A 19,432-nucleotide genomic window follows, 5' to 3' on the forward strand; every position below is an offset into this window, starting at 1 on the left:
CTAGGCTCCAGACTCATTGATATTCAAAGCCAGAACAGCACGGTTGCGGCCAGCGCGACGGCTGAGAGGAACACCTTTGGGCATCTGTCATAGCGGGTTGCGATACGCCGCCAATCCTTGAGCCGCCCGAACATGATCTCGATCCGGTTGCGCCGCTTGTAGCGCCGTTTGTCGTATTTCACGGTCGTCTTTCGCGCTTTGCGGCCAGGGATGCAGGGTTTTATCTCCTTGTCTTTCAACGCATCTCTGAACCAATCAGCGTCATATCCTCGGTCTGCGATCAGCCAGTCGGCTTCTGGTAGGCTCCTGAGCAACGCCGCCGCGCCAGTGTAATCGCTGACTTGTCCGGCGGACAGGAAGAAGGTGATGGGGCGGCCAATCGCATCTGTCACAGCATGCAGCTTGGTGTTCATACCACCCTTGGTTCGCCCGATCAGGCGACCACGCCCCCCTTTTTTACCCGCAGGCTCGAAGCCGTGCGATGTGCCTTCAGATAGGTGGCGTCGATCATGATCGTCTTGGTCTCGGTCCCCTCTGCCGCCAGGCCCGCCATGATCCGGGCGAACACGCCCATATCGCTCCACCGCTTCCAACGGTTGTATAAGGTCTTGTGGGGGCCATATTCCTTGGGTGCATCACACCACCGCAACCCATTGCGATTGATGAAGATTATGCCGCTGAGCACGCGCCTGTCATCGACGCGCGGCTTGCCATGGCTCTTGGGGAAGAAGGGTTTCAGACGCTCCATTTGCGCGTCAGTCAGCCAGAAAAGATTGCTCATTGATCGGTCTCCTTGCGGAGCGTGAATCACGCCGCAAGGCTGAAATCAATGGGTCCTGAGCCTAGGGTAGCGGCACTACTCGGATACATGATGTTTACCCCCGCTGCAACTTCACCGGCTCTGTCCGCGCCAGCCGCAGCACATGGGCCATGAAGGGCTTGGACGAATCCTCATCCCGCACGGCCGCATATAGCCGCCGGGTCAGGCCGCCCTCGGTCAGTGGTTTGGTCACATAGTCGGAATGATAGCGGATATCGCGCAGCACCCAGTCGGGCAGAACCGCCACCCCGCGCCCGGAGGCCACCAGCAGCAGGATCACGGCGGTCAGTTCCACCTGCCGGATCGCGCGGGGTTCAACCTTGGCAGGGGTCAGCAGTTGGGTAAACACATCCAGCCGCGTGCGCTCCACCGGATAGGTGATCAGGGTCTGGTCGCGGAAATCAGTCGCCTCGATAAAAGGTTTTTGCGCCAAGGGGTTGGTGGCGGCAGCGACAAAGACCGGCTCATAGTCAAAAAGCGGCAGGAAGCTGACGCCATCCATTTCCTCCGGGTCGGATGAGATGACAAGGTCCACTTCCTCGCGGCGCAGGGCGGGCAGGGCATCAAAGGCCAGCCCAGGGCGGATATCGACATCCACATCGGGCCATGCCTTGCGAAACTGCTCCAACACCGGAAACAGCCAGTCAAAACAGGCGTGGCATTCAATGGCGATATGCAACCGGCCCGAACTGCCCTTGACCAGCCCGGTAAACTCTTCCTCCAGTGCTGCCACACGCGGCAGGATATCTTCAGCGGCGCGTAGCATTTTCAACCCGGCGGCTGAGAGTTTCAGGGGCTTTGAGCGGCGCACGAACAATTCCACCCCTGCCTGTTCCTCGATCCCCTTGACCTGATGCGACAGCGCCGATTGCGTCATGTTCAGCAAATCAGCCGCACGGGCAAGGCCGCCAGCTTCGTGTATCGCCTTGATTGTGCGCAGGTGGCGGAATTCGATATGCATGTCGCGCTCATAATGGTGTTGAAGATAATGAATTGGTTTCACATTCGCAGGCATGGCACAAGGGGCTATCAGAAATGGAGTCTGTTCAATGCCTGCACCGCGCGTGTCTTTCGAATTCTTCCCGCCCAAAACGTTGGAGGCCAGCTTTCGGCTATGGGACACAGTGCGTATGCTGGCGCCGCTCTCGCCGTCTTTTGTGTCGGTGACCTATGGGGCCGGGGGCACCACGCGGCAGTTGACGCATGAGGCGGTCACCACCATCGGCGCGCAATTCGGCCTGAATGTGGCCGCGCATCTGACCTGCGTGGACGCTACGCGCGACGAGACATTGGCGATTGCCGACAGCTATGCACAAGCGGGCGTGCGCGAGATTGTGGCTTTGCGTGGCGATGCACCGAAAGGGCAGGCAAGGTTCACGGCTAATGCGGATGGGTTTGCCAATTCCATAGAATTGATCGAGGCATTGTCCGCGACAGGTCATTTCAATCTGCGTGTGGGTGCCTATCCCGAACCGCACCCCGAAGCGGCTGATACTCTGGCCGATGTGCGCTGGCTCAAGCGCAAGTTTGCAGCAGGGGCCGATAGCGCGATCACACAGTTTTTCTTCGAAGCGGAGACGTTCTTGCGCTTCCGCGACACTTGCGCGCGCGAAGGGATTACCGGCCGGATCATCCCCGGTATCATTCCGATCGAAAACTGGTCGGGTATCCGCAAATTCGCCAAGGCCACAGGTGCAAGCGTGCCCGCATGGCTGGATGAAGCGTTCGAGAAAGCCACCCGCGACGGGCGCGAAGACTTGCTTGCCACAGCCTTGTGCACCGAGTTGTGTGACAAGCTGGTGCGTGAAGGGGTGGAAGATTTGCATTTCTACACCCTCAACCGCCCGCATCTGACCCGTGATGTGTGTCATGCTTTGGGGGTTGTGCCGCAAGTTTCGCTGGAGAAGGTCGCCTGAGCATCCTGCCCATTGACCAGCGGAAGAAAAAGCCTTAGCGCAATTCCTGTCGGTCAGATTTGACCCGTGGCGCTTTGTTACCGGATTGCGGGCCACGTTAAACACTCCGCTAAAGAGGTCAGGGCGCAACCCCCGGCCTCTCAGGAATGGTCCGGGGGTTTTCTTTTGGTCGGATGGACCGGGGCAGGGCAGACATGACGCAAGATTGGGGCAAGCGCACCAAAATGGTGCACCACGGCGCGCGGCGCAGCCAGTTTGGCGAAGTGGCCGAAGCAATTTATCTGACACAGGGCTTTGTCTATCCCGATGCTGAAGCTGCCGAGGCGCGGTTTCTCAAATCCGGCGCGGATGAATTCATCTATGCCCGCTATGGAAATCCGACAGTAGCAGTGTTCGAGGATCGTATTGCCGCGCTGGAAGGGACCGAAGATGCCTTCGCCACAGCCTCTGGCATGGCGGCGGTGTCTGGTGCGCTGACCGCGATGTTGCGGGCAGGCGATCACGTCGTCTCCTCGCGCGCGTTGTTCGGGTCGTGCCTGTATATTCTGGAAGAGGTTCTGAACCGCTATGGCGTCGAGGTCAGCTTTGTCGATGGGCTGGACCTCGATCAGTGGCGCGCGGCAATCCGGCCAGAGACAAGAGTGGTGTTCATGGAAACAGTCTCGAACCCCACTTTGGAAGTGATCGACCTGCGGTCTGTTGCCGCACTGGCCCACGACGTTGGCGCAACGGTCGTTGTTGACAATGTCTTTGCCACGCCGGTTTTCAGCCGCGCTGTCGAATTGGGCGCAGATGTCGTGATCTATTCCGCGACCAAGCATATCGACGGGCAGGGGCGGGCGCTGGGCGGTGTGATCTGCGGCACGCGCGAGTTTATTCGCGGCACGATAGAGCCCTATATGAAGCATACAGGCGGCGCGCTGTCGCCCTTCAACGCTTGGGTCATGCTGAACGGTATGACGACGCTGGATTTGCGTGTGCGCGCGCAGGCCGCGACAGCACAGGCCATCGCAGAAGCCTTTGAATCCGATCCACGGCTTGCCCGCGTTATCTATCCGGGGCTGCCTAATCATCCGCAACATGACATTGCCGCAACGCAAATGGACGGGTTTGGCACTGTTCTTGCGCTGGACATCAAGGCAGGCAAGGAGGCTGCGTTTCGGTTTCTGAACGCGCTGCAAGTGGCCGTGATTTCCAACAATCTGGGCGATGCGCGCAGCATTGTGACGCATCCGGCCACCACCACGCATCAGCGTTTGCCGGACGATCAGAAATTGGCGTTGGGCATAACGCCGGGTTTGATCCGCATGTCGGTTGGGTTGGAAGATGTGGCGGATCTGATTGATGACATTCGCGCGGCGCTCGATATGATCTGACCACGCGAGTCGCGCGTATAGATGTGGAAAAGCAAACACCTCTGCCTATATTCTTTTTGGCAGACAGGAAGGAAATCCCACAATGAATTTGCATGTCTCCAGCCTCGAGAAAACGCCAAGCCGTGAAGAGGCAGAGGCGGCGCTTGATGTGTTGCGCCGCTTCACCGATGCCGCACCAGTCACCGAGCGTGTGGAGATGGAGGCCGCAGTCACCAGTCTGATGCCCGCCGCAGGCTATCCGGTATTGAACCGTGACTACCCGTCTGAATTCGAGGTGGACAGCGCCTATAAGGATGGCTTGCCGGATTTGCAGAATGGCCCCGCAAGCCTGATTGTGGGGGCAAAAGCGCCCATCCAACATGTTGGCATTTCGAATTTCCGCCTGCCGATCCGCTATCATACGCGCGATAACGGCGATCTGACGCTGGAAACGTCCGTAACCGGGACGGTCAGTCTGGAAGCCGAGAAAAAAGGCATCAACATGAGCCGGATCATGCGCAGCTTCTACGCGCATGCTGAACGCACCTTCAGCGCGGATGTAATCCGCGCCGCGCTTGATAACTACAAGACTGATCTGGAAAGTTTTGATGCGCGCATCATGATGCGCTTCAGCTTCCCGATGAAAGTGCAGTCGCTGCGCTCTGGCCTGTCGGGCTATCAATATTACGATATCGCGCTGGAACTGGTGGATCAGGGCGGCGTGCGGCAGATGTTCATGCATCTTGATTACGTCTACTCCTCGACCTGTCCCTGTTCGCTGGAACTTAGCGAACATGCGCGCGCGACCCGTGGGCAATTGGCAACGCCGCATTCGCAGCGTTCGGTCGCGCGTATCTCTGTAGAAGTGCTTGAAGGCGAAAAACTGTGGTTTGAAGATTTGATTGATCTGTGCCGCATTGCCGTACCGACAGAGACGCAGGTGATGGTGAAACGCGAAGATGAACAGGCGTTTGCAGAATTGAACGCAGCCAATCCGATCTTTGTCGAAGATGCCGCGCGCAGCTTCTGTGCGCAGCTAGACGGCGACGTGCGTATTGGCGATTTCCGTGTCGTGGCCAGCCATCAGGAAAGCCTGCACAGCCATGATGCAGTCAGTGTACTGACGCGCGGCGCCAGTTTCGAGGCCGCATCGCTGGACCCGCGCCTGTTCAGCACCCTGTTTCACGTTGGCTGATCTTGCATCTGGCGCGGCCCTTGGTAGGGTCGCGCCATGACGTCGTCGCAAAGCCCTATTCTGACTGTCACGCTTAACCCCGCGCTGGATTTATCCGCGCGTATCCCGCGTATGGAGGCTGGTCCCAAACTGCGGTTGGCCGAGCCTGACTGGGAACCCGGCGGTGGTGGGGTCAATGTCGCAAGGGCCATTCATGCGCTAGGTGGCGATGTTCTGGCCTGGGTTGCCCTTGGTGGGGGCAGTGGGGAACAGCATTTACGCTTGCTTCATGACCAGCGTATTGCAACGCATGTTTTCGATGCGCCCTGTGATACGCGGCAAAGCTGGGCGATTACCGATGACAGTGGCCAGCAATACCGCCTGCAATTGCCCGGTGGCGTCTGGCCAGAAGCGGTGGTCGATGACGCGCGCGCAAGTATTGTGGCGCATGCCAAGGGGCTTGTAGTGGTATCAGGCAGCCAACCACCCGGAATGGATGCAGGTTTTGTGCAGGCTCTGGCGCAGGATCTGGGCGCAGCGCGGCTGATCGTGGACACATCCGGCCCCGCGCTTGCGCAACTGATCGAGCGGCCCTTACCCCATGCGCGGCCCCTTGTCTTGCGGCTGGATCAGGCCGAGGCGGAAGGGCTGGCCGGCCGCCCGCTGACAGATGCCACGGATACAACCGCTTTCGCGCGGCAACTGGTCCGTCGCGGCGTGGCGGAACATGTGTGTCTGGCGCGTGGCGCGGATGGGTCGGTCCTGGCAAGTGAGGGCGGGGCGATTCATTGCCGACCGCCAAAAGTCGAGGTGCAAAGCAAGGTGGGCGCGGGGGACAGTTTCACTGGTGTATTCACGCTGGCGCTGGCCCGCAGCGACGGCTTTTCCGAGGCATTGCGCCTTGGAACAGCAGCGGCGGCGGCAGCGGTGATGACAGCGGGTACGCAGCTTTGCCGCAAGGAAGATGTCACGCAACTGCGCGCGGCATGCACCCTGCATCAGATGGGCGCTTGACAGCCAACAAGTCACGGGCAAAGGCTGCAAGTCATGCTGGATATTCGACCCGTTGTACATCTGATCGGTTTGCTTGGCCTTGCGCTGGGTGTCTTGATGCTGGTCCCCGCCGCTGTCGACTGGCAGGCTGGCAATGCAAACTGGCACGCCTTTGCACGCACCAGTTTTGTCGTATGCATGATTGGCGGTCTGGCCGCGTTGACAACCCGCAACGGTCTGGATGCTGGTCTGGGGCGGCGTCAGTCCTTTTTGCTGACGGCCAGCCTTTGGGCCGTTCTGCCTGCGCTTGGGGCGGTTCCCTTCGCCTTGGGCGCGCCCAATGCAAACCTGACAAACGCCTATTTCGAGGCCATGTCCGGCATGACCACCACAGGCACGACGGTCTTCGTTGGGCTGGATGATCTGCCGCCCGGCGTTCTGATCTGGCGATCAATGCTGCAATGGCTGGGGGGGTTGGGGATTGTTATTGTGGCTCTGGTGTTTCTGCCGGTATTGCGTGTCGGCGGTATGCAGCATTTTCAGGCCGAAGCATTTGACACGATGGGCAAGGTTTTGCCGCGCGTCTATGACATTTCGGCCGGGTTGTTGCAGGTCTATTTCGGGCTGACCTTTGCAGCCATCGCAGCCTATATGGCGTTTGGCATGAGCGGCTTTGACGCAGTCAACCATGCCATGACGACCATCGCGACAGGCGGTTTTTCCACATCAGACCAGTCATTTGTCAAGTTTACGGGGCCGCTGGAATATGTCTCGGTGCTGTTTATGGTGCTGGCAGGCCTGCCTTTCATTCGGTTCATCCAGCTTCTGGGCGGGTCATGGGCTGCGGTGTGGAAGGATGTACAGGTCCGCGCCTTTCTGCGCTGGATTGGCTATTCGGTCGGCGCGGTGATTGCGTATCGTCTGATGACCAGTGATGCACATGTTCTCGATGTGCTGCGCGGGACGCTTTTCAATGTGGTGACGCTGTTCACCGGCACAGGCTATGGCAGCGACGATGTCGCGGCATGGGGGGATTTCCCCTTGCTTGTGGTTATTCTTGTGGGGTTTATCGGGGCCTGCACGGCCTCTACCGGGTGTTCGCTCAAGATATTTCGCTATCTTGTGTTGTTTGAAGCGATCCGCGCGCAGATGCAGCGTTTGCGCCGCCCGAATGAAGTGGTGGCTTTGCGCCTTGGGGGCAAGCGCCTTCAGCCGGATGTGATTTCTTCGGTTATCGTCATGTTCACGGTGTTTGTTGCAAGTTTCATCCTGCTTGCCGTTTCGCTTTCGCTGACCGGGCTGGAATTGCGCACCGCTATCACAGCCGCCTGGACCGCGATCTGCAATGTTGGTCCGGTATTCGGGCAGGAAGTGGGAGAAACCGGCGCGGTCGATGGCTTTCCAGTGGCCGCCAAATGGCTGATGATCTTTGGCATGTATCTGGGACGGCTGGAAATTCTGGCGGTGCTGGTGCTGCTGCTGCCGCGTTTCTGGCGGGGCTAAGCGCGTGCTTGCAGTTTTTGCTCTATTGATGGAGAGATTTTGAGATGAAACCATTTCTCGTGTTGCAATTGCGCCCCGAAATCGAGGCCGCAGACGAGGAATATGCAGCGATCCTGCGCCGGGCCAAGCTGGACGCAAGCAATGTGCAGCGTATGCGCTTGGATCAGGTGAATCTGCCGGATGATCTTGACCTCTCTGCACTGTCCGGGGTCATCGTAGGCGGCGGTCCGGGTTGTGTCAGTGATCCGCCCGAGACAAAAGACCCGACAGAGGCCCGCATCGAGGCGCAGATCCTGCGCCTTATGCCGCGCATTATTGCGCAAGGCGTGCCGTTTCTGGGTTGCTGCTATGGTATCGGTATCCTTGGGCGTCATCTGGATGCGCCCGTCTCGAAAGATGCTTATGGCGAAGCGATCGGTCCGATAACCTGTCAGCGCCGCCCCGAAAGCGCAGGGGATCCGTTGTTGGAGGGGGTGCCAGACAGGTTTACCGCGCTTGTCGGCCACAAAGAAGCGTTGGACGCACTGCCACAGGGGGCGACACATCTGCTTGAAGGGGCTCAGTGCCCGATCCAGATGCTGCGATACGGCGCGCGTGCCTATGCAACGCAGTTTCACCCCGAGGCCGACGGCGCAAGTTTTGCCCTGCGAATACGGGTTTACCGCGACAAAGGGTATTTTCACCCTGACGAGGCTGACGCCCTGACGTCGCTTTGTGCTGATGTACAGACCGAGATTTCAGGGCGGATTCTGGAAAATTTCACCCGCCATTTCGCGTCAGACTAAGGTTTTGGGGGGGCCGGGACAGGCCCGGCACCGCTTGATTAATGGCCGCTATGGTCAGTTCCAGCAGGATACAAGCACAGTCAGATCCCCGGCCATGCGTGTCAGCATTTCAGGCCCAACGATGACATCATCGCGCAACGTCCCGCTGGAGATATTGCTGGCGCGCAGAAATTCCTGAATGACCGCTGCGTTGACGGCAAAGTTCACATCCGATGGCAATTGCCGTGCATCATCTTGTGGCTGGCCCTGCAACAGGCCAATCACGGCCCCATTTGTGCCAAAGACCGGCCCGCCCAGATCGCCCTGCCGTATTTCGGCGCTCAGCATCATAGTTTCGGTTTCGCCATTCAGCCCCTGCATGGCCTCAATCCGGCCGAATGTCAGAACAGGGCGCGCCATCACATCCTCGAAAGAAAAGCCAGCGATTGTCACCTCGCTGCCCAGGGGCGTTTCACGATCATGAAACTGTGCAAAAGCCATCGGAACAAGAGGCGTTTCTGGTTGCAGGACCGCGATGCCCAATTCCTCGTCGCGCGCGACAACGCGGGCATTATATGCCTCGTCAATGGTGATGCGGCCACAATTGGCCACGGCGCTTGCGCTGGTCAAAACAGTTCCAGTTGCATCAATATAGAAACCAGAGCGCGAGAATTCGGGCCGCCTGACAGACAGCCCCGACAATAGGGCCGTGCGCTGGACAGTGCTGGGCTGGCCGGCACTTGCAGGCAGGCTGCCACTGAAGGTTGAGAAACTCGACTCCATCATCGGCAGAACGCGCTGCATCTGCCCGTCGCGTTCAGGTGTCCAGATCAGTGTGAAGCCCTTGACCTCTCCATTGCGGTATTGCGCAAAGCTGTGCGAGCGCAGATCGTCATTCTGCCCGGTCAAGACAAAAGAATTTTGCTGCCTTTCGCGCATTCCTTCCAGCGGCACGATTTCGAGGGTTTGCATGATCTCATACAGGCCAAATAGCGTGGCCTGAGTGCCGGACTGGCTGATCAGAAGTACCTGGACCCCACTTTCGTCGTTTTCTTCGAAATGGACGAAAGGCGTTTCACGGCGGTCAAAGCTGATCATCGCAAGGGGCAGGTCAATACTGATCCCGGCCTCTTCGTCGCGCCATGTTTCCATGCCAAGGGCGGCCAGTTCACTTTGGTGGCTTTCCAGCAGTTCTGCACGCTGCCGTGTGGTCAACACGCCAGTCTGTTCATACCCCCGGTCTTCTTGCCATGCGGTCATGGCGCGGCGTGTGCCCGGCCCGAAGGCGGCATCAATGCCCAGATTGTAAAACCCGAACCATTGCAGCGCGACCTGAATATCTGCGCGCGCATCGCGGTCCAGCGCCCGTTCTGCGGCTTGCGCTTCCCTCAGGGTTTCTTCTGGTTCGGGCTCCGGCGTTAATTCGGGTTCGGGTTCCAGAACTGTCAGTTGCTCTTCTTGTGCTTCGGGTGGGGCGACTTCCTCTGGCACTGTCGGTGCAGGCGTCATAACGGCCCCGCTCGTCGGGAAAATCTGTTCCAGATAATCAGAGCCGTTGCTGACAAAAGCATCTGCGGGAATCGCACCTTCGGCGCGCAATTGTCTGCGAACATTGAACGCATCAGCTTCGCTGTCGAACGGACCGACGCTAATGGCATACCAATCGCTGGGCAGACGAAACCCGCTGACATTGCCCAACTGCTGGTCGATCTGGGCCGCACGCTCTAGCGCGCCATCCAGATCGCGCTGCGCCTCGATCTGCACCCAGCGCTGCTCCTGAGCATGTGCGCCCATTCCCATGATCGACGCGATGACCGTCAGGCTCGCCGCCCAATATGCCATGCGGCCTGTCCCAAAAACCATGCGCATTTATCCTTTCCAAATTCACTTATGTGCCACATCCGCACAAGTGCCAGACGGGTTTGTCCGTTGACCCTGCGCAGCAGCTTGCCTATTGAGACGCAGCTTTAAGAAAAACTGCGCACAAAACAAGAGGCGGCCATGCACCAGCGGTCTGATTCCACATCACAAAAGCCCCAGTGCTTTCAGGAAATCATCCTGCGGCTGCAAACCTACTGGGCATCCAAAGGCTGCGCGATGCTGCAACCCTATGACATGGAAGTGGGCGCAGGCACGTTTCACCCCGCCACCACATTGCGCGCGCTGGGCAACAAGCCTTGGGCTGCGGCCTATGTCCAGCCTTCGCGCCGCCCCACAGATGGGCGCTATGGTGAAAACCCGAACCGCTTGCAGCATTACTATCAGTATCAGGTCATCATCAAACCCTCGCCCCCCGATCTGCAGGAACTCTATCTGGGCAGCCTGCGCGCCATCGGGATTGATGACAGCCTGCATGACATCCGCTTTGTCGAAGACGACTGGGAAAGCCCGACGCTGGGCGCATGGGGGCTGGGATGGGAGGTCTGGTGCGACGGGATGGAAGTGTCGCAATTCACCTATTTCCAGCAAGTCGGCGGGCATGACTGCCACCTCGTCTCTGGCGAATTGACCTATGGGCTGGAACGACTGGCGATGTATGTTCTAGGCGTCGATCATGTGATGGACATGCCGTTTAACGCACCAGATGCGCTGATCCCGCTCAGCTACGGGGATATTTTCCGCCAGACAGAGCAGGAATATTCGCGCCATAATTTCCATGCAGCCACCACTGAAATGCTGCTGCGCCATTTCGAGGATGCCGAGGCAGAGTGCCGACAGTTGCTGGATGTGCCCGCCGAAGACCCGGCCACGGGCAAGCGTATCATCATGGCGCATCCGGCCTATGATCAATGCATCAAGGCCAGCCATCTGTTCAACCTGCTGGATGCACGCGGAGTCATCTCGGTGACTGAACGCCAGGCCTATATTGGGCGCGTCCGGGCATTGGCCAAGCTGTGCGCCGATGCTTTCGTGCAGACCGAAGCGGGCGGGGTAGCCGCGTGATGGGGCGTATTCTGGTCAGCTTTTTGCTGCTTGCGACCCTCTTCGCAGGGCTAGGGACCTATTACTTTCAGGTCTATGCGTTCTATGACGAACTGCCCGAACAGCGCAGCATCCGCCTGACCCCAATCGGCGCAGCAGCGTCACAGGAGTTTGCGGTGCAGAATTTTCGCGGCATCGACTCTGACAGCTCGCCCATCCGTTACCGTGCCTGTTTCGACATCGACGTGGACCCCGCGCAACTGACACCATATTCCCGCGCCACGCCGCTGAACGCGCCGGGCTGGTTTGACTGTTTTGACGCAGGCACCCTGACCGAGGCGCTGCGCGACGGGCGCGCGCAGGCGGTCATGGGCGAGGCGAATATAAGCTATGGCATTGACCGCGTTGTTGTCCTGATGGATGGGCGCGGCTATGCGTGGCAACAGATAAACCCCTGCGGCGAGGCCCATTTTGATGGCGACCCTGTCCCCCAAGGCTGCCCGCCACCCCCAGAACGCAGAGAATGACCCATGGCTGACCTACTGATCGAGCTGTTTTCCGAAGAAATCCCCGCGCGTATGCAGGCAGGTGCATCTGACGCGCTCAAGCGGCTTGTGACCGATGGTCTGGTCGAAGCTGGCCTGACCTATGCCCATGCGCAGGCCTTCGCCACGCCTCGCCGCCTTGCGCTTGCGGTGCAAGGACTGACTGAGCATTCGCCCACCACGCGCGAAGAACGGCGCGGCCCGAAGGTGGGTGCACCTGAAAAGGCGGTTGAGGGATTCTTGCGCTCGACGGGCCTGAGCATGGATGATCTGGAAATCCGTGACGACAAGAAAGGTCAGGTCTATGTCGCAACTGTCGTAACCGAAGGGCGCGCGGCCCCGGCCATTGTGGCCGAGGTGCTGGAAGCGGCCATCCGCAATTTCCCTTGGCCCAAATCCATGCGCTGGGGGTCGGGCAGTTTGCGTTGGGTGCGGCCCCTGCATTCGATCCTGTGCATCCTCAGCCGAGAGGACGGGGCCGAAGTGGTGCCGCTTTCCGTGGACGGGATCACGGCAGGCGACACGACACGCGGCCATCGGTTCATGGCGCCGGATACGTTTTCTGTTGTCAATATAGAGGATTACGCGGCAAAGCTGAAGCGCGCCAAGGTCATTCTGGACCCGGTCGAGCGTGCGGATCATATCTGGAACGAGGCCAGCCAGATGGCCTTTGCCTCGGGCTTGGAACAGGTCGAGGATCGGGGCTTGCTGGCTGAGGTGGCAGGGTTGGTGGAGTGGCCCGTGGTGCTGCTGGGCCGAATTGACGCGCAATTTCTGGGCCTTCCGCCCGAAGTGCTGCAAACCTCTATGAAAGAGCATCAGAAATTCTTTTCGCTGCGTGACCCGAAAACCGGGCAGATCACGGGGTTTGTGACGGTCGCCAACCGCGAAACGGTGGATGGCGGCGCGACAATCCTTGCGGGCAATCAAAAGGTTCTGGCGGCGCGGCTTTCAGATGCAAAATTCTTTTGGGACAATGACTTGCGCACCATTGCTGATGTGGGGCTTGACGGTATGGGCGCGGGGCTGGCAGATGTGACCTTCCACAACAAGCTTGGCTCTCAGGCTGACCGCGTGGCGCGGGTTGAGGCGCTGGCGCGCGAGATCGCACCGCTGGTGGGCGCGGATACGGAGCAGGCCGGTTTGGCCGCGCGTGTCGTGAAATCGGACCTGCGGTCCGAAATGGTGGGCGAGTTTCCCGAATTGCAGGGGCTGATGGGCAGCTACTACGCGCGGGCGGCTGGCCTGCCCGAGGATGTGGCCCGCGCCTGTGTGGAACATTACCAACCGTTGGGGCCGTCGGACACCGTGCCGTCCACGCCTGTGTCGGTCGCCGTGGCGCTGGCCGATAAGATCGACACGCTGACCGGCTTCTGGGCGATTGATGAGAAGCCAACGGGGTCGAAAGACCCCTACGCGCTGCGGCGGGCGGCGCTGGGGGTTATTCGGTTGGTGTTGGGGAATGAGATCAGGATAGCACTAACACAACGCTCGTTTCTCGCGCTCGCCCCACACGTTGGTCGTATTGCCGCAGATCAAGACTTTGGTCCGCTCGAAGATATGCTCGGTGCTCTCGAGTCCACAATGGGCAGTGACTTCGTAGCGAAGTTCGCGACGGAGGTTTTTGAAGCCAAGAGCGCCGAACGAGGTTTCGGACAGAAACCAAGTGAAGATAGGGCCGACGTTAAGTTTGGTCTCGCGCTAACCGAGAATCTCCTCACCTTCTTCCACGACCGCCTCAAGGTTCACCTGCGCGACCAAGGCATCCGCCATGACGTGATCGACGCCTGTCTTGCCATGCCCGGCAATGATGACCTGACGCTGCTGGTCAAACGGGCCGAGGCGTTGAGTGCGTTCCTGAAAACCAGTGACGGGGAAAACCTGCTGCAAGGGTTCAAGCGCGCCAATAACATCCTGACGAAGGAAGAGGCCAGGGACGGGGTGGAATATTCCTTTGGTCCCGACCCCAAACTGGCCGAAACGGATGAGGAACGCGCGCTGTTCAAGGCCCTCGATCAGGCTGAGGCGGCGATCACCCCCGCCATGCAGGCCGAGGATTTCGCCGCCGCCATGACCGCAATGGCGGGCCTGCGCGCGCCAATTGATGCGTTTTTTGACGCGGTCCAGATTAATACAGACAACCAGATCGTGCGGCGCAACCGTCTGAACCTGCTGCACCGCATTCGCGCGACCTGTCTGCAAGTGGCCGATCTGACGCGGGTTGAAGGGTAGTGTTTGCTGCCTGATATACGATGCCCGACGACGACTAGGGGGCGTTGCAGTCTTTGACCAGCGCGGAGTCAAGGCCGAAGGCCGCCGCGCATCGCCGGGCTGCCCCCACGGCACGGCGATTGGGCTGCCCCAAGCGCTCAGATCAGATCTCGCAGGGGCTTGGCCAGCATAAAGCGCTACAGAGTAAACCTTGGATCGCCGCACCGCGGCCCGACGCTACGCGACTTTGCACCCAGCACCGCTATGTCCGCAAAGACAAGTAGAGGCGCCTCTCGTGAAAGCATCGGATAGGGCGCGGGAACCTCTCGTCATGTGGCAAACCAAGGGGCTTGGGGCAGGCGACTTGGCAGCGATAACAAATCCTTGAGTCTGTGGCGCTTTGGCCTATGCTGCGCCGCAGCCAGAAGGTGCCGTTAATGCCCAAATACCTGACCCTGACCGATTACGCCCAGATCACCGGCTCTGCCCCTATCAAGCGGCAGACACATGGCTGGCGGGCCAAGTGCCTGCAACGCCTTGTGCGGCTGGAAATGCCGGTGCCGCAAACCATCGCGCTGTCTTTTGCCGTGGTGCGCGAAATCGCAACCGGTGCGCAGATGAATCTGCGTCATTTGCTGGGGCATTTTCCGAAAGGGCAGCTTTTGTCTGTGCGCCCCAGTGCCGAGCATCCGCAATGGGGCGGGCCTGCGGCGATTCTGAATATCGGCATGAATGACGAGAAACACGCCGAAATCGCGGCAGCATATGGCGAGCCTGTGGCGACTGCGCTTTATTTGCGTTTCGTGCAATCCTATGCCGCGCATGTCGCCCATCTGGACCCCGACATGTTCGACGCGACAGAGCCGTGCTTGCCCGCGCTTCAGGCTGCCTTGCGCGATTACGAGGCCGAAACCGAAGAACCCTTTCCCCAATCGCCCGCGCAACAATTGGCGGATGTGCTGCGCTCTATGGCGCGGGCGTGGGAAGGGACATCAGCGCGGTTGCTGCGTCAGGCCAAGGGCGCACCGCTGCAAGCGGGCCTTGGGCTGGTGGTGCAGGCCATGGCGGGCGGCATTGGCGCAGGCGAAAGCGGGGCAGGGCTGATCCGCTTCATTGACGCGGAAACAGGTATGCCGCAGGTGACGGGCCGGTTCAAGTCGCGCGGCGTGCATGGGCAGGAGGCGATGAAAAACGGCGCGGATGTGCTGTATCTGACCCGTGACAAGCGCGGGCCGTCACTGGAAGAGCGCTGTCCCGAAGCCTTTGCAGAGCTTTTGCGCCATGGCGAATATGCGCGGCGTCGTTTGCGCGAGGAGATGGAGATCGAATTCACCCTTGATGATGGCAAGCTGTGGGTGCTCGATGCGGTAACGGTGCAAAGGTCGTCCCGCGCTTCGGTTCGGGTGGCGGTTGATCTGGCGAATGAGGGGATCATCGAACGCGACGAGGCGCTGATGCGGATCCAGCCCAAGGCATTGAGCGACCTTTTGCACCGTCAGGTGGATGCACGCGCGCGCACCGAAGTGTTTGTGCGCGGTATTGCGGCCAGTCCGGGGGCGGCCATCGGGCGGGTCGTCTTTTCCTCGACCGCGGCGCAGGCTTGCGCATCGCGTGACGAGCCGTGCATTCTTGTGCGGCGTGAAACAACGCCAGAGGATATTCGCGGCATGCATTCAGCGCAGGCCGTGCTGACCGAACGCGGCGGAATGACCAGCCACGCGGCGGTTATTGGTCGCGGGCTTGGCGTGCCTTGTGTGGTCGGTGCTTCGGGGATGCAGATCGACGAGCGGCGCAAGACCGTGCAGGCAGCCGGGCACACCTTGGCCGAAGGCGATATGCTGACAGTTGATGGCACCAATGGTGTCGTGTTGATCGGCGAGGTGCCCTTGCTGGAGCCTGCATTGGATGACCGCTTCACCACTTTGCTGGATTGGGCTGATGCGCGCTGTGACATAGGTATTCGTGCCAATGCCGACACGCCCGCCGATGCGCGCATCGCGCGCGGGTTCAAGGCACAGGGAATCGGGCTGTGCCGCACGGAACACATGTTCTTTGAGGATGACCGTCTGACGCTGATGCGTGAGATGATTTTTGCAGACACATCCGAAGATCGGCAAGATTCGCTGGAGCGGCTGTTGCCGATGCAACGTGCCGATTTCATTGATCTGTTCGAGATCATGCAGGGCCAGCCGGTATGCATCCGGTTGTTTGACCCGCCCTTGCACGAGTTTTTGCCGCATTCGAGAGAGGGGATGCGCTTTCTGGCCGATGCGCTGGACAAACCGCTATCCGAGATCACACGCCGCGCCGAGGCGCTGTCAGAATTCAACCCGATGCTGGGCATGCGCGGGGTCCGGCTTGGGGTGACCATTCCGGAAATCTATGAGATGCAGGCGCGCGCGATTTTCGAAGCGACTGTTGAAGTGTCGCGCCGCGCCACGCCGATTGCACCCGAGATCATGATCCCTTTGGTCTCGGCCATGCGCGAGGTGGAGTTGATCAAGTCGCGCATCGACGCCATCGCAGCAACTGTCCGGTCGCGCATGGGGGTGGATTTCGAGTATCGGATCGGCGTCATGGTCGAAACGCCCCGGGCCGCGCTTCGGGCGGGTGACATTGCCTTGCATGCCTCATTTCTGTCTTTCGGCACCAATGATCTGACACAAATGACCTATGGCTTGTCGCGTGACGATGCGGGGCGCTTCATGTCCGATTACGTGCAACAAGGTGTTTTCCCCGAAGACCCGTTTCGCACGCTTGATCTGGATGGTGTGGGCGAGCTGCTGACACTGGGTGCGGCGCGTGGCCGTAAGGCGCGCGAAGAACTGACATTGTCGATATGTGGCGAGCATGGCGGCAACCCGGAATCGATTCGGTTCTGCAGGGAACTTGGGTTCGATTATGTCTCTTGTTCGCCGTTTCGCGTGCCTGTTGCGCGCCTGGCCGCCGCGCAACTCGTCATTGAAGAGCTTGGTTGAGCCCTGAAACCAAACGGTTTTTTGAAAGTATCGGCAAGAACAAGCCAATGCGTTACCCATGCGACAGCCCCGATGATGGACCTTTTGCGACATTTCAGCTAAGTACGCTCGCGGAAATGTGAGAAGAAAAGTTAGGAGCAGGCGCAAAGTTGGTCGCCGTGCTTGATTGTATGATGAAATTTAAGGCACCCTCAGCGCATGGGCAGAACGCCCGCGACTTGGATAGCGCTTGGCGCAAGCTGTCATCTTGGGCTGCGCGCTTCAACACAACACATGGTCGGGTAGGGGTGTTTTCGGTTTGCGTCATAGGGGCGCTGACACTGCCGCTAAGTGTTGGATCGCAGGCGCAGGATGCGACCTTGAGTGAGGATGTGCAATCGAAGCTGGTCCTTGCATCTGTGCAGCATTCCAACCCCGTCATACGCAATTCCGTTATAACCGATGTTGCGCCCCCGCGCAGCCCCAGTGTGGTGCAGGCCGCCTTGACGTTGCGGGTCGCGCGCCCGGAACCTGCGCCACAACGGCCAGACGGATTGACCAAAGCTAAGGGAAATAGACTCGATTCAACCGACATCGCAGACACGCTGTCGAATTCGCCCCGCCCAAGACCCCGCGATGAAGCGGCTTTTGCAACGCTTTCATTGCTGGATGTTCGGGTGTCGACACAAGGTGCGGGGATCGCGAGCCCCAGCTTGGATCGGTTGCTTGCCCCACTTGCATCTGCGCGGCCCAAGCTGCGCCCGGCGTCCATCGAACGCCGCGTTGTCCAGTATAGTGACAGATGGCTGCGCACCCTAGATCTGCGCCCGCTGGATGAAGAAAAAGCCTGCCTTGCGACAGCGATCTACCACGAGGCGCGCGGCGAAAGCCTGCGGGGCCAATTCGCCGTGGCAGAGGTAATCCTGAACCGTGTCGACTCGCGCAAGTTCCCGAATTCCGTCTGTGCTGTTGTCTATCAGGGGGTTCGCGAAGGCCGCTTTGGGGGCTGCCAGTTCAGTTTTGCATGTGATGGCAATTCGGAAGCCATGCCAAACCGGGGTGCCGCATCCCGCGCGAAGCGGATTGCACAGGTCATGGTGGATGGCGGGCATCGCGGGCTGACGCAGGGCGCGCTGTATTTCCATACGACAGCTGTAAACCCGGCATGGGCCAACCGGTTCACGCAGACCACGCATATCGGCGCACATCTGTTCTATCGCGGCTGATCCGCCAGCGCATGTCGTATCCCGGCATCGCTATGGCGCGATTGCGCGTTGTGTTGCGCGATCAAGGCGGTAAAAGGGGCCATCCGCGCCGAGAGAGACTGCATGACCTCTGATATACGACTGGCCTTTGCCCATCCTGAAGCCCGCGCCGAAGCCTCTGCGCCTGCTGATCCGCGTGACCGGATTAGCGTACGTGACCATGTTGTGCCTGTCGAGATAGGTGCGTTTCAGGCTGAAAGAGGGCACACGCAGCGCGTGCGCTTCAATGTGGTCGTGGAATTGCGCCCGCATCCGGCCCCGGTTGAGGATGATGTGGACAGGATCCTGTCCTATGACCGGATCACAGAGGCGATCGCCGCTGAACTGGCCGCCGAACGCCTGAATCTGTTGGAAACGCTGGCTGAACGTATCGCAGAGCGTGTCTTGCTGGAACCTCAGGCGATGCGGGCCTTTGTGCGTGTGGAAAAGCTGGACCGTGGCCCCGGTGCGCTGGGGGTCGAGATCGTTCGTAATCGTGCGGCCCAGCCCTTGCGTGCGCTGGATACCAAGGGTGTAGAGACTGCGGTGCACCCTCTGGTCGTGTATCTGGATAATGTCACGATTGATGCGCCTGATCTTGCCGCAAGGCTTGACGGGCTGTTGGCGCAGGGGTTGCCTGTCATTCTGTGTGTCGGAATGCCGCCCCAGTCTGTTGCCGCGACAGGCCATGCGGCTGTGCAACGCCGCATCAACCTGCTGGCGATTGAACAGAACGCGTGGCGGCTGGCGGCGAAGGATCCGCGCTGTGTTGTTGTGTCCAGCCGTACCGAGATTGACTGGGCCATGAAGCAGGGCCAGATGATCGTATGGGCACCGTCAAAACTGATCCTCGATTCCACAGACAGCCCTGATGGCCCGGCGCAAGACGGTCTGGCCCTTGCGCTTTGGCTGGCAGAACATGTTGCCGCCGCAAAATTGTTGATGCCCGAGGGGCTTCGTACGCCCCCCGGCAGCCATGTGCCGCAAGAGTATTTGCCGCGCTAAGGCTTGCGTGACGTGCGCGCTTT

At 59.7% G+C, this 19,432-nt stretch carries 15 protein-coding genes and 1 riboswitch; of the genes, 12 read left to right on the forward strand and 3 right to left on the reverse strand.

Features of this window, described 5'->3' with window-relative positions; all coding sequences use genetic code 11:
- Positions 1-23: 23 nt before the first annotated feature.
- A protein-coding gene (locus EV660_RS10185) for an IS5 family transposase (RefSeq protein WP_100319131.1) occupies positions 24-781 on the reverse strand; the annotation gives its coding sequence in 2 pieces (ribosomal slippage) (positions 24-460 and positions 460-781; 759 coding nt in all).
- A 94-nt stretch (positions 782-875) separates the two neighbouring features.
- A complete protein-coding gene (locus EV660_RS10190) occupies positions 876-1,781 on the reverse strand; it encodes a LysR family transcriptional regulator (protein WP_071482016.1) in 906 nt (301 codons plus the stop codon).
- Between the two features lie 88 nt (positions 1,782-1,869).
- On the opposite strand from EV660_RS10190, the gene metF reads away from it, so the two are divergent.
- The 6 genes from metF to EV660_RS10220 all read left to right on the forward strand — a co-directional run bounded on the left by metF (position 1,870) and on the right by EV660_RS10220 (position 8,546).
- A complete protein-coding gene (gene metF / locus EV660_RS10195) occupies positions 1,870-2,736 on the forward strand; it encodes a methylenetetrahydrofolate reductase [NAD(P)H] (RefSeq protein WP_071480386.1) in 867 nt (288 codons plus the stop codon).
- Positions 2,737-2,792: 56 nt separating this feature from the next.
- A riboswitch (SAM riboswitch) is annotated at positions 2,793-2,870 on the forward strand.
- 60 nt (positions 2,871-2,930) lie between these two features.
- Entirely contained in the window at positions 2,931-4,112 is a 1,182-nt protein-coding gene (metZ, locus tag EV660_RS10200) for an O-succinylhomoserine sulfhydrylase (protein ID WP_071480387.1), read from the forward strand.
- An 82-nt stretch (positions 4,113-4,194) separates the two neighbouring features.
- Positions 4,195-5,286 carry a GTP cyclohydrolase FolE2 gene (folE2, locus tag EV660_RS10205; RefSeq protein WP_071480388.1) on the forward strand — a complete coding sequence of 364 codons (1,092 nt, stop codon included), beginning with the start codon at positions 4,195-4,197 and terminating at the stop codon, positions 5,284-5,286.
- Positions 5,287-5,322: 36 nt separating this feature from the next.
- Positions 5,323-6,279, forward strand: a complete 957-nt coding sequence (locus EV660_RS10210) for a 1-phosphofructokinase family hexose kinase (RefSeq protein ID WP_071480389.1) — start codon at positions 5,323-5,325, stop codon at positions 6,277-6,279.
- 33 nt (positions 6,280-6,312) lie between these two features.
- On the forward strand, positions 6,313-7,761 hold the full coding sequence (locus tag EV660_RS10215; RefSeq protein WP_071480390.1) for a TrkH family potassium uptake protein: 1,449 nt from the start codon (positions 6,313-6,315) through the stop codon (positions 7,759-7,761).
- Positions 7,762-7,805: 44 nt separating this feature from the next.
- Positions 7,806-8,546 carry a glutamine amidotransferase gene (locus EV660_RS10220; RefSeq protein WP_071480391.1) on the forward strand — a complete coding sequence of 247 codons (741 nt, stop codon included), beginning with the start codon at positions 7,806-7,808 and terminating at the stop codon, positions 8,544-8,546.
- 54 nt (positions 8,547-8,600) lie between these two features.
- Here the strand turns inward: EV660_RS10220 and EV660_RS10225 are convergent, their stop codons facing one another.
- A complete protein-coding gene (locus tag EV660_RS10225; protein ID WP_168800304.1) occupies positions 8,601-10,388 on the reverse strand; it encodes a trypsin-like peptidase domain-containing protein in 1,788 nt (595 codons plus the stop codon).
- Positions 10,389-10,526: 138 nt separating this feature from the next.
- On the opposite strand from EV660_RS10225, the gene EV660_RS10230 reads away from it, so the two are divergent.
- From EV660_RS10230 to EV660_RS10255, 6 genes are all read left to right on the forward strand, one after another.
- Positions 10,527-11,468 carry a glycine--tRNA ligase subunit alpha gene (locus EV660_RS10230; RefSeq protein ID WP_071480392.1) on the forward strand — a complete coding sequence of 314 codons (942 nt, stop codon included), beginning with the start codon at positions 10,527-10,529 and terminating at the stop codon, positions 11,466-11,468.
- Entirely contained in the window at positions 11,468-11,974 is a 507-nt protein-coding gene (locus EV660_RS10235) for a DUF6446 family protein (protein ID WP_071480393.1), read from the forward strand. The genes EV660_RS10230 and EV660_RS10235 overlap by 1 nt, the downstream gene beginning before the upstream one ends.
- A 3-nt stretch (positions 11,975-11,977) precedes the next feature.
- Positions 11,978-14,224 carry a glycine--tRNA ligase subunit beta gene (gene glyS, locus EV660_RS10240; RefSeq protein ID WP_071480394.1) on the forward strand — a complete coding sequence of 749 codons (2,247 nt, stop codon included), beginning with the start codon at positions 11,978-11,980 and terminating at the stop codon, positions 14,222-14,224.
- 416 nt (positions 14,225-14,640) lie between these two features.
- Positions 14,641-17,181, forward strand: coding sequence for a putative PEP-binding protein (locus EV660_RS10245; RefSeq protein WP_071482018.1), 2,541 nt, complete (start codon positions 14,641-14,643; stop codon positions 17,179-17,181).
- 170 nt (positions 17,182-17,351) lie between these two features.
- Complete coding sequence (locus EV660_RS10250; RefSeq protein WP_071480395.1) at positions 17,352-18,386, forward strand: cell wall hydrolase; 1,035 nt, start codon at positions 17,352-17,354, stop codon at positions 18,384-18,386.
- 102 nt (positions 18,387-18,488) lie between these two features.
- The gene (locus tag EV660_RS10255) at positions 18,489-19,409 is read left to right on the forward strand and encodes a dihydroneopterin aldolase (RefSeq protein WP_071480396.1); all 921 of its coding nucleotides are present in this window, start codon (positions 18,489-18,491) and stop codon (positions 19,407-19,409) included.
- Positions 19,410-19,432 lie beyond the last annotated feature (23 nt).

The sequence above is a fragment of the Roseinatronobacter bogoriensis DSM 18756 genome, assembly GCF_004366635.1.
GTDB lineage: Bacteria > Pseudomonadota > Alphaproteobacteria > Rhodobacterales > Rhodobacteraceae > Roseinatronobacter > Roseinatronobacter bogoriensis.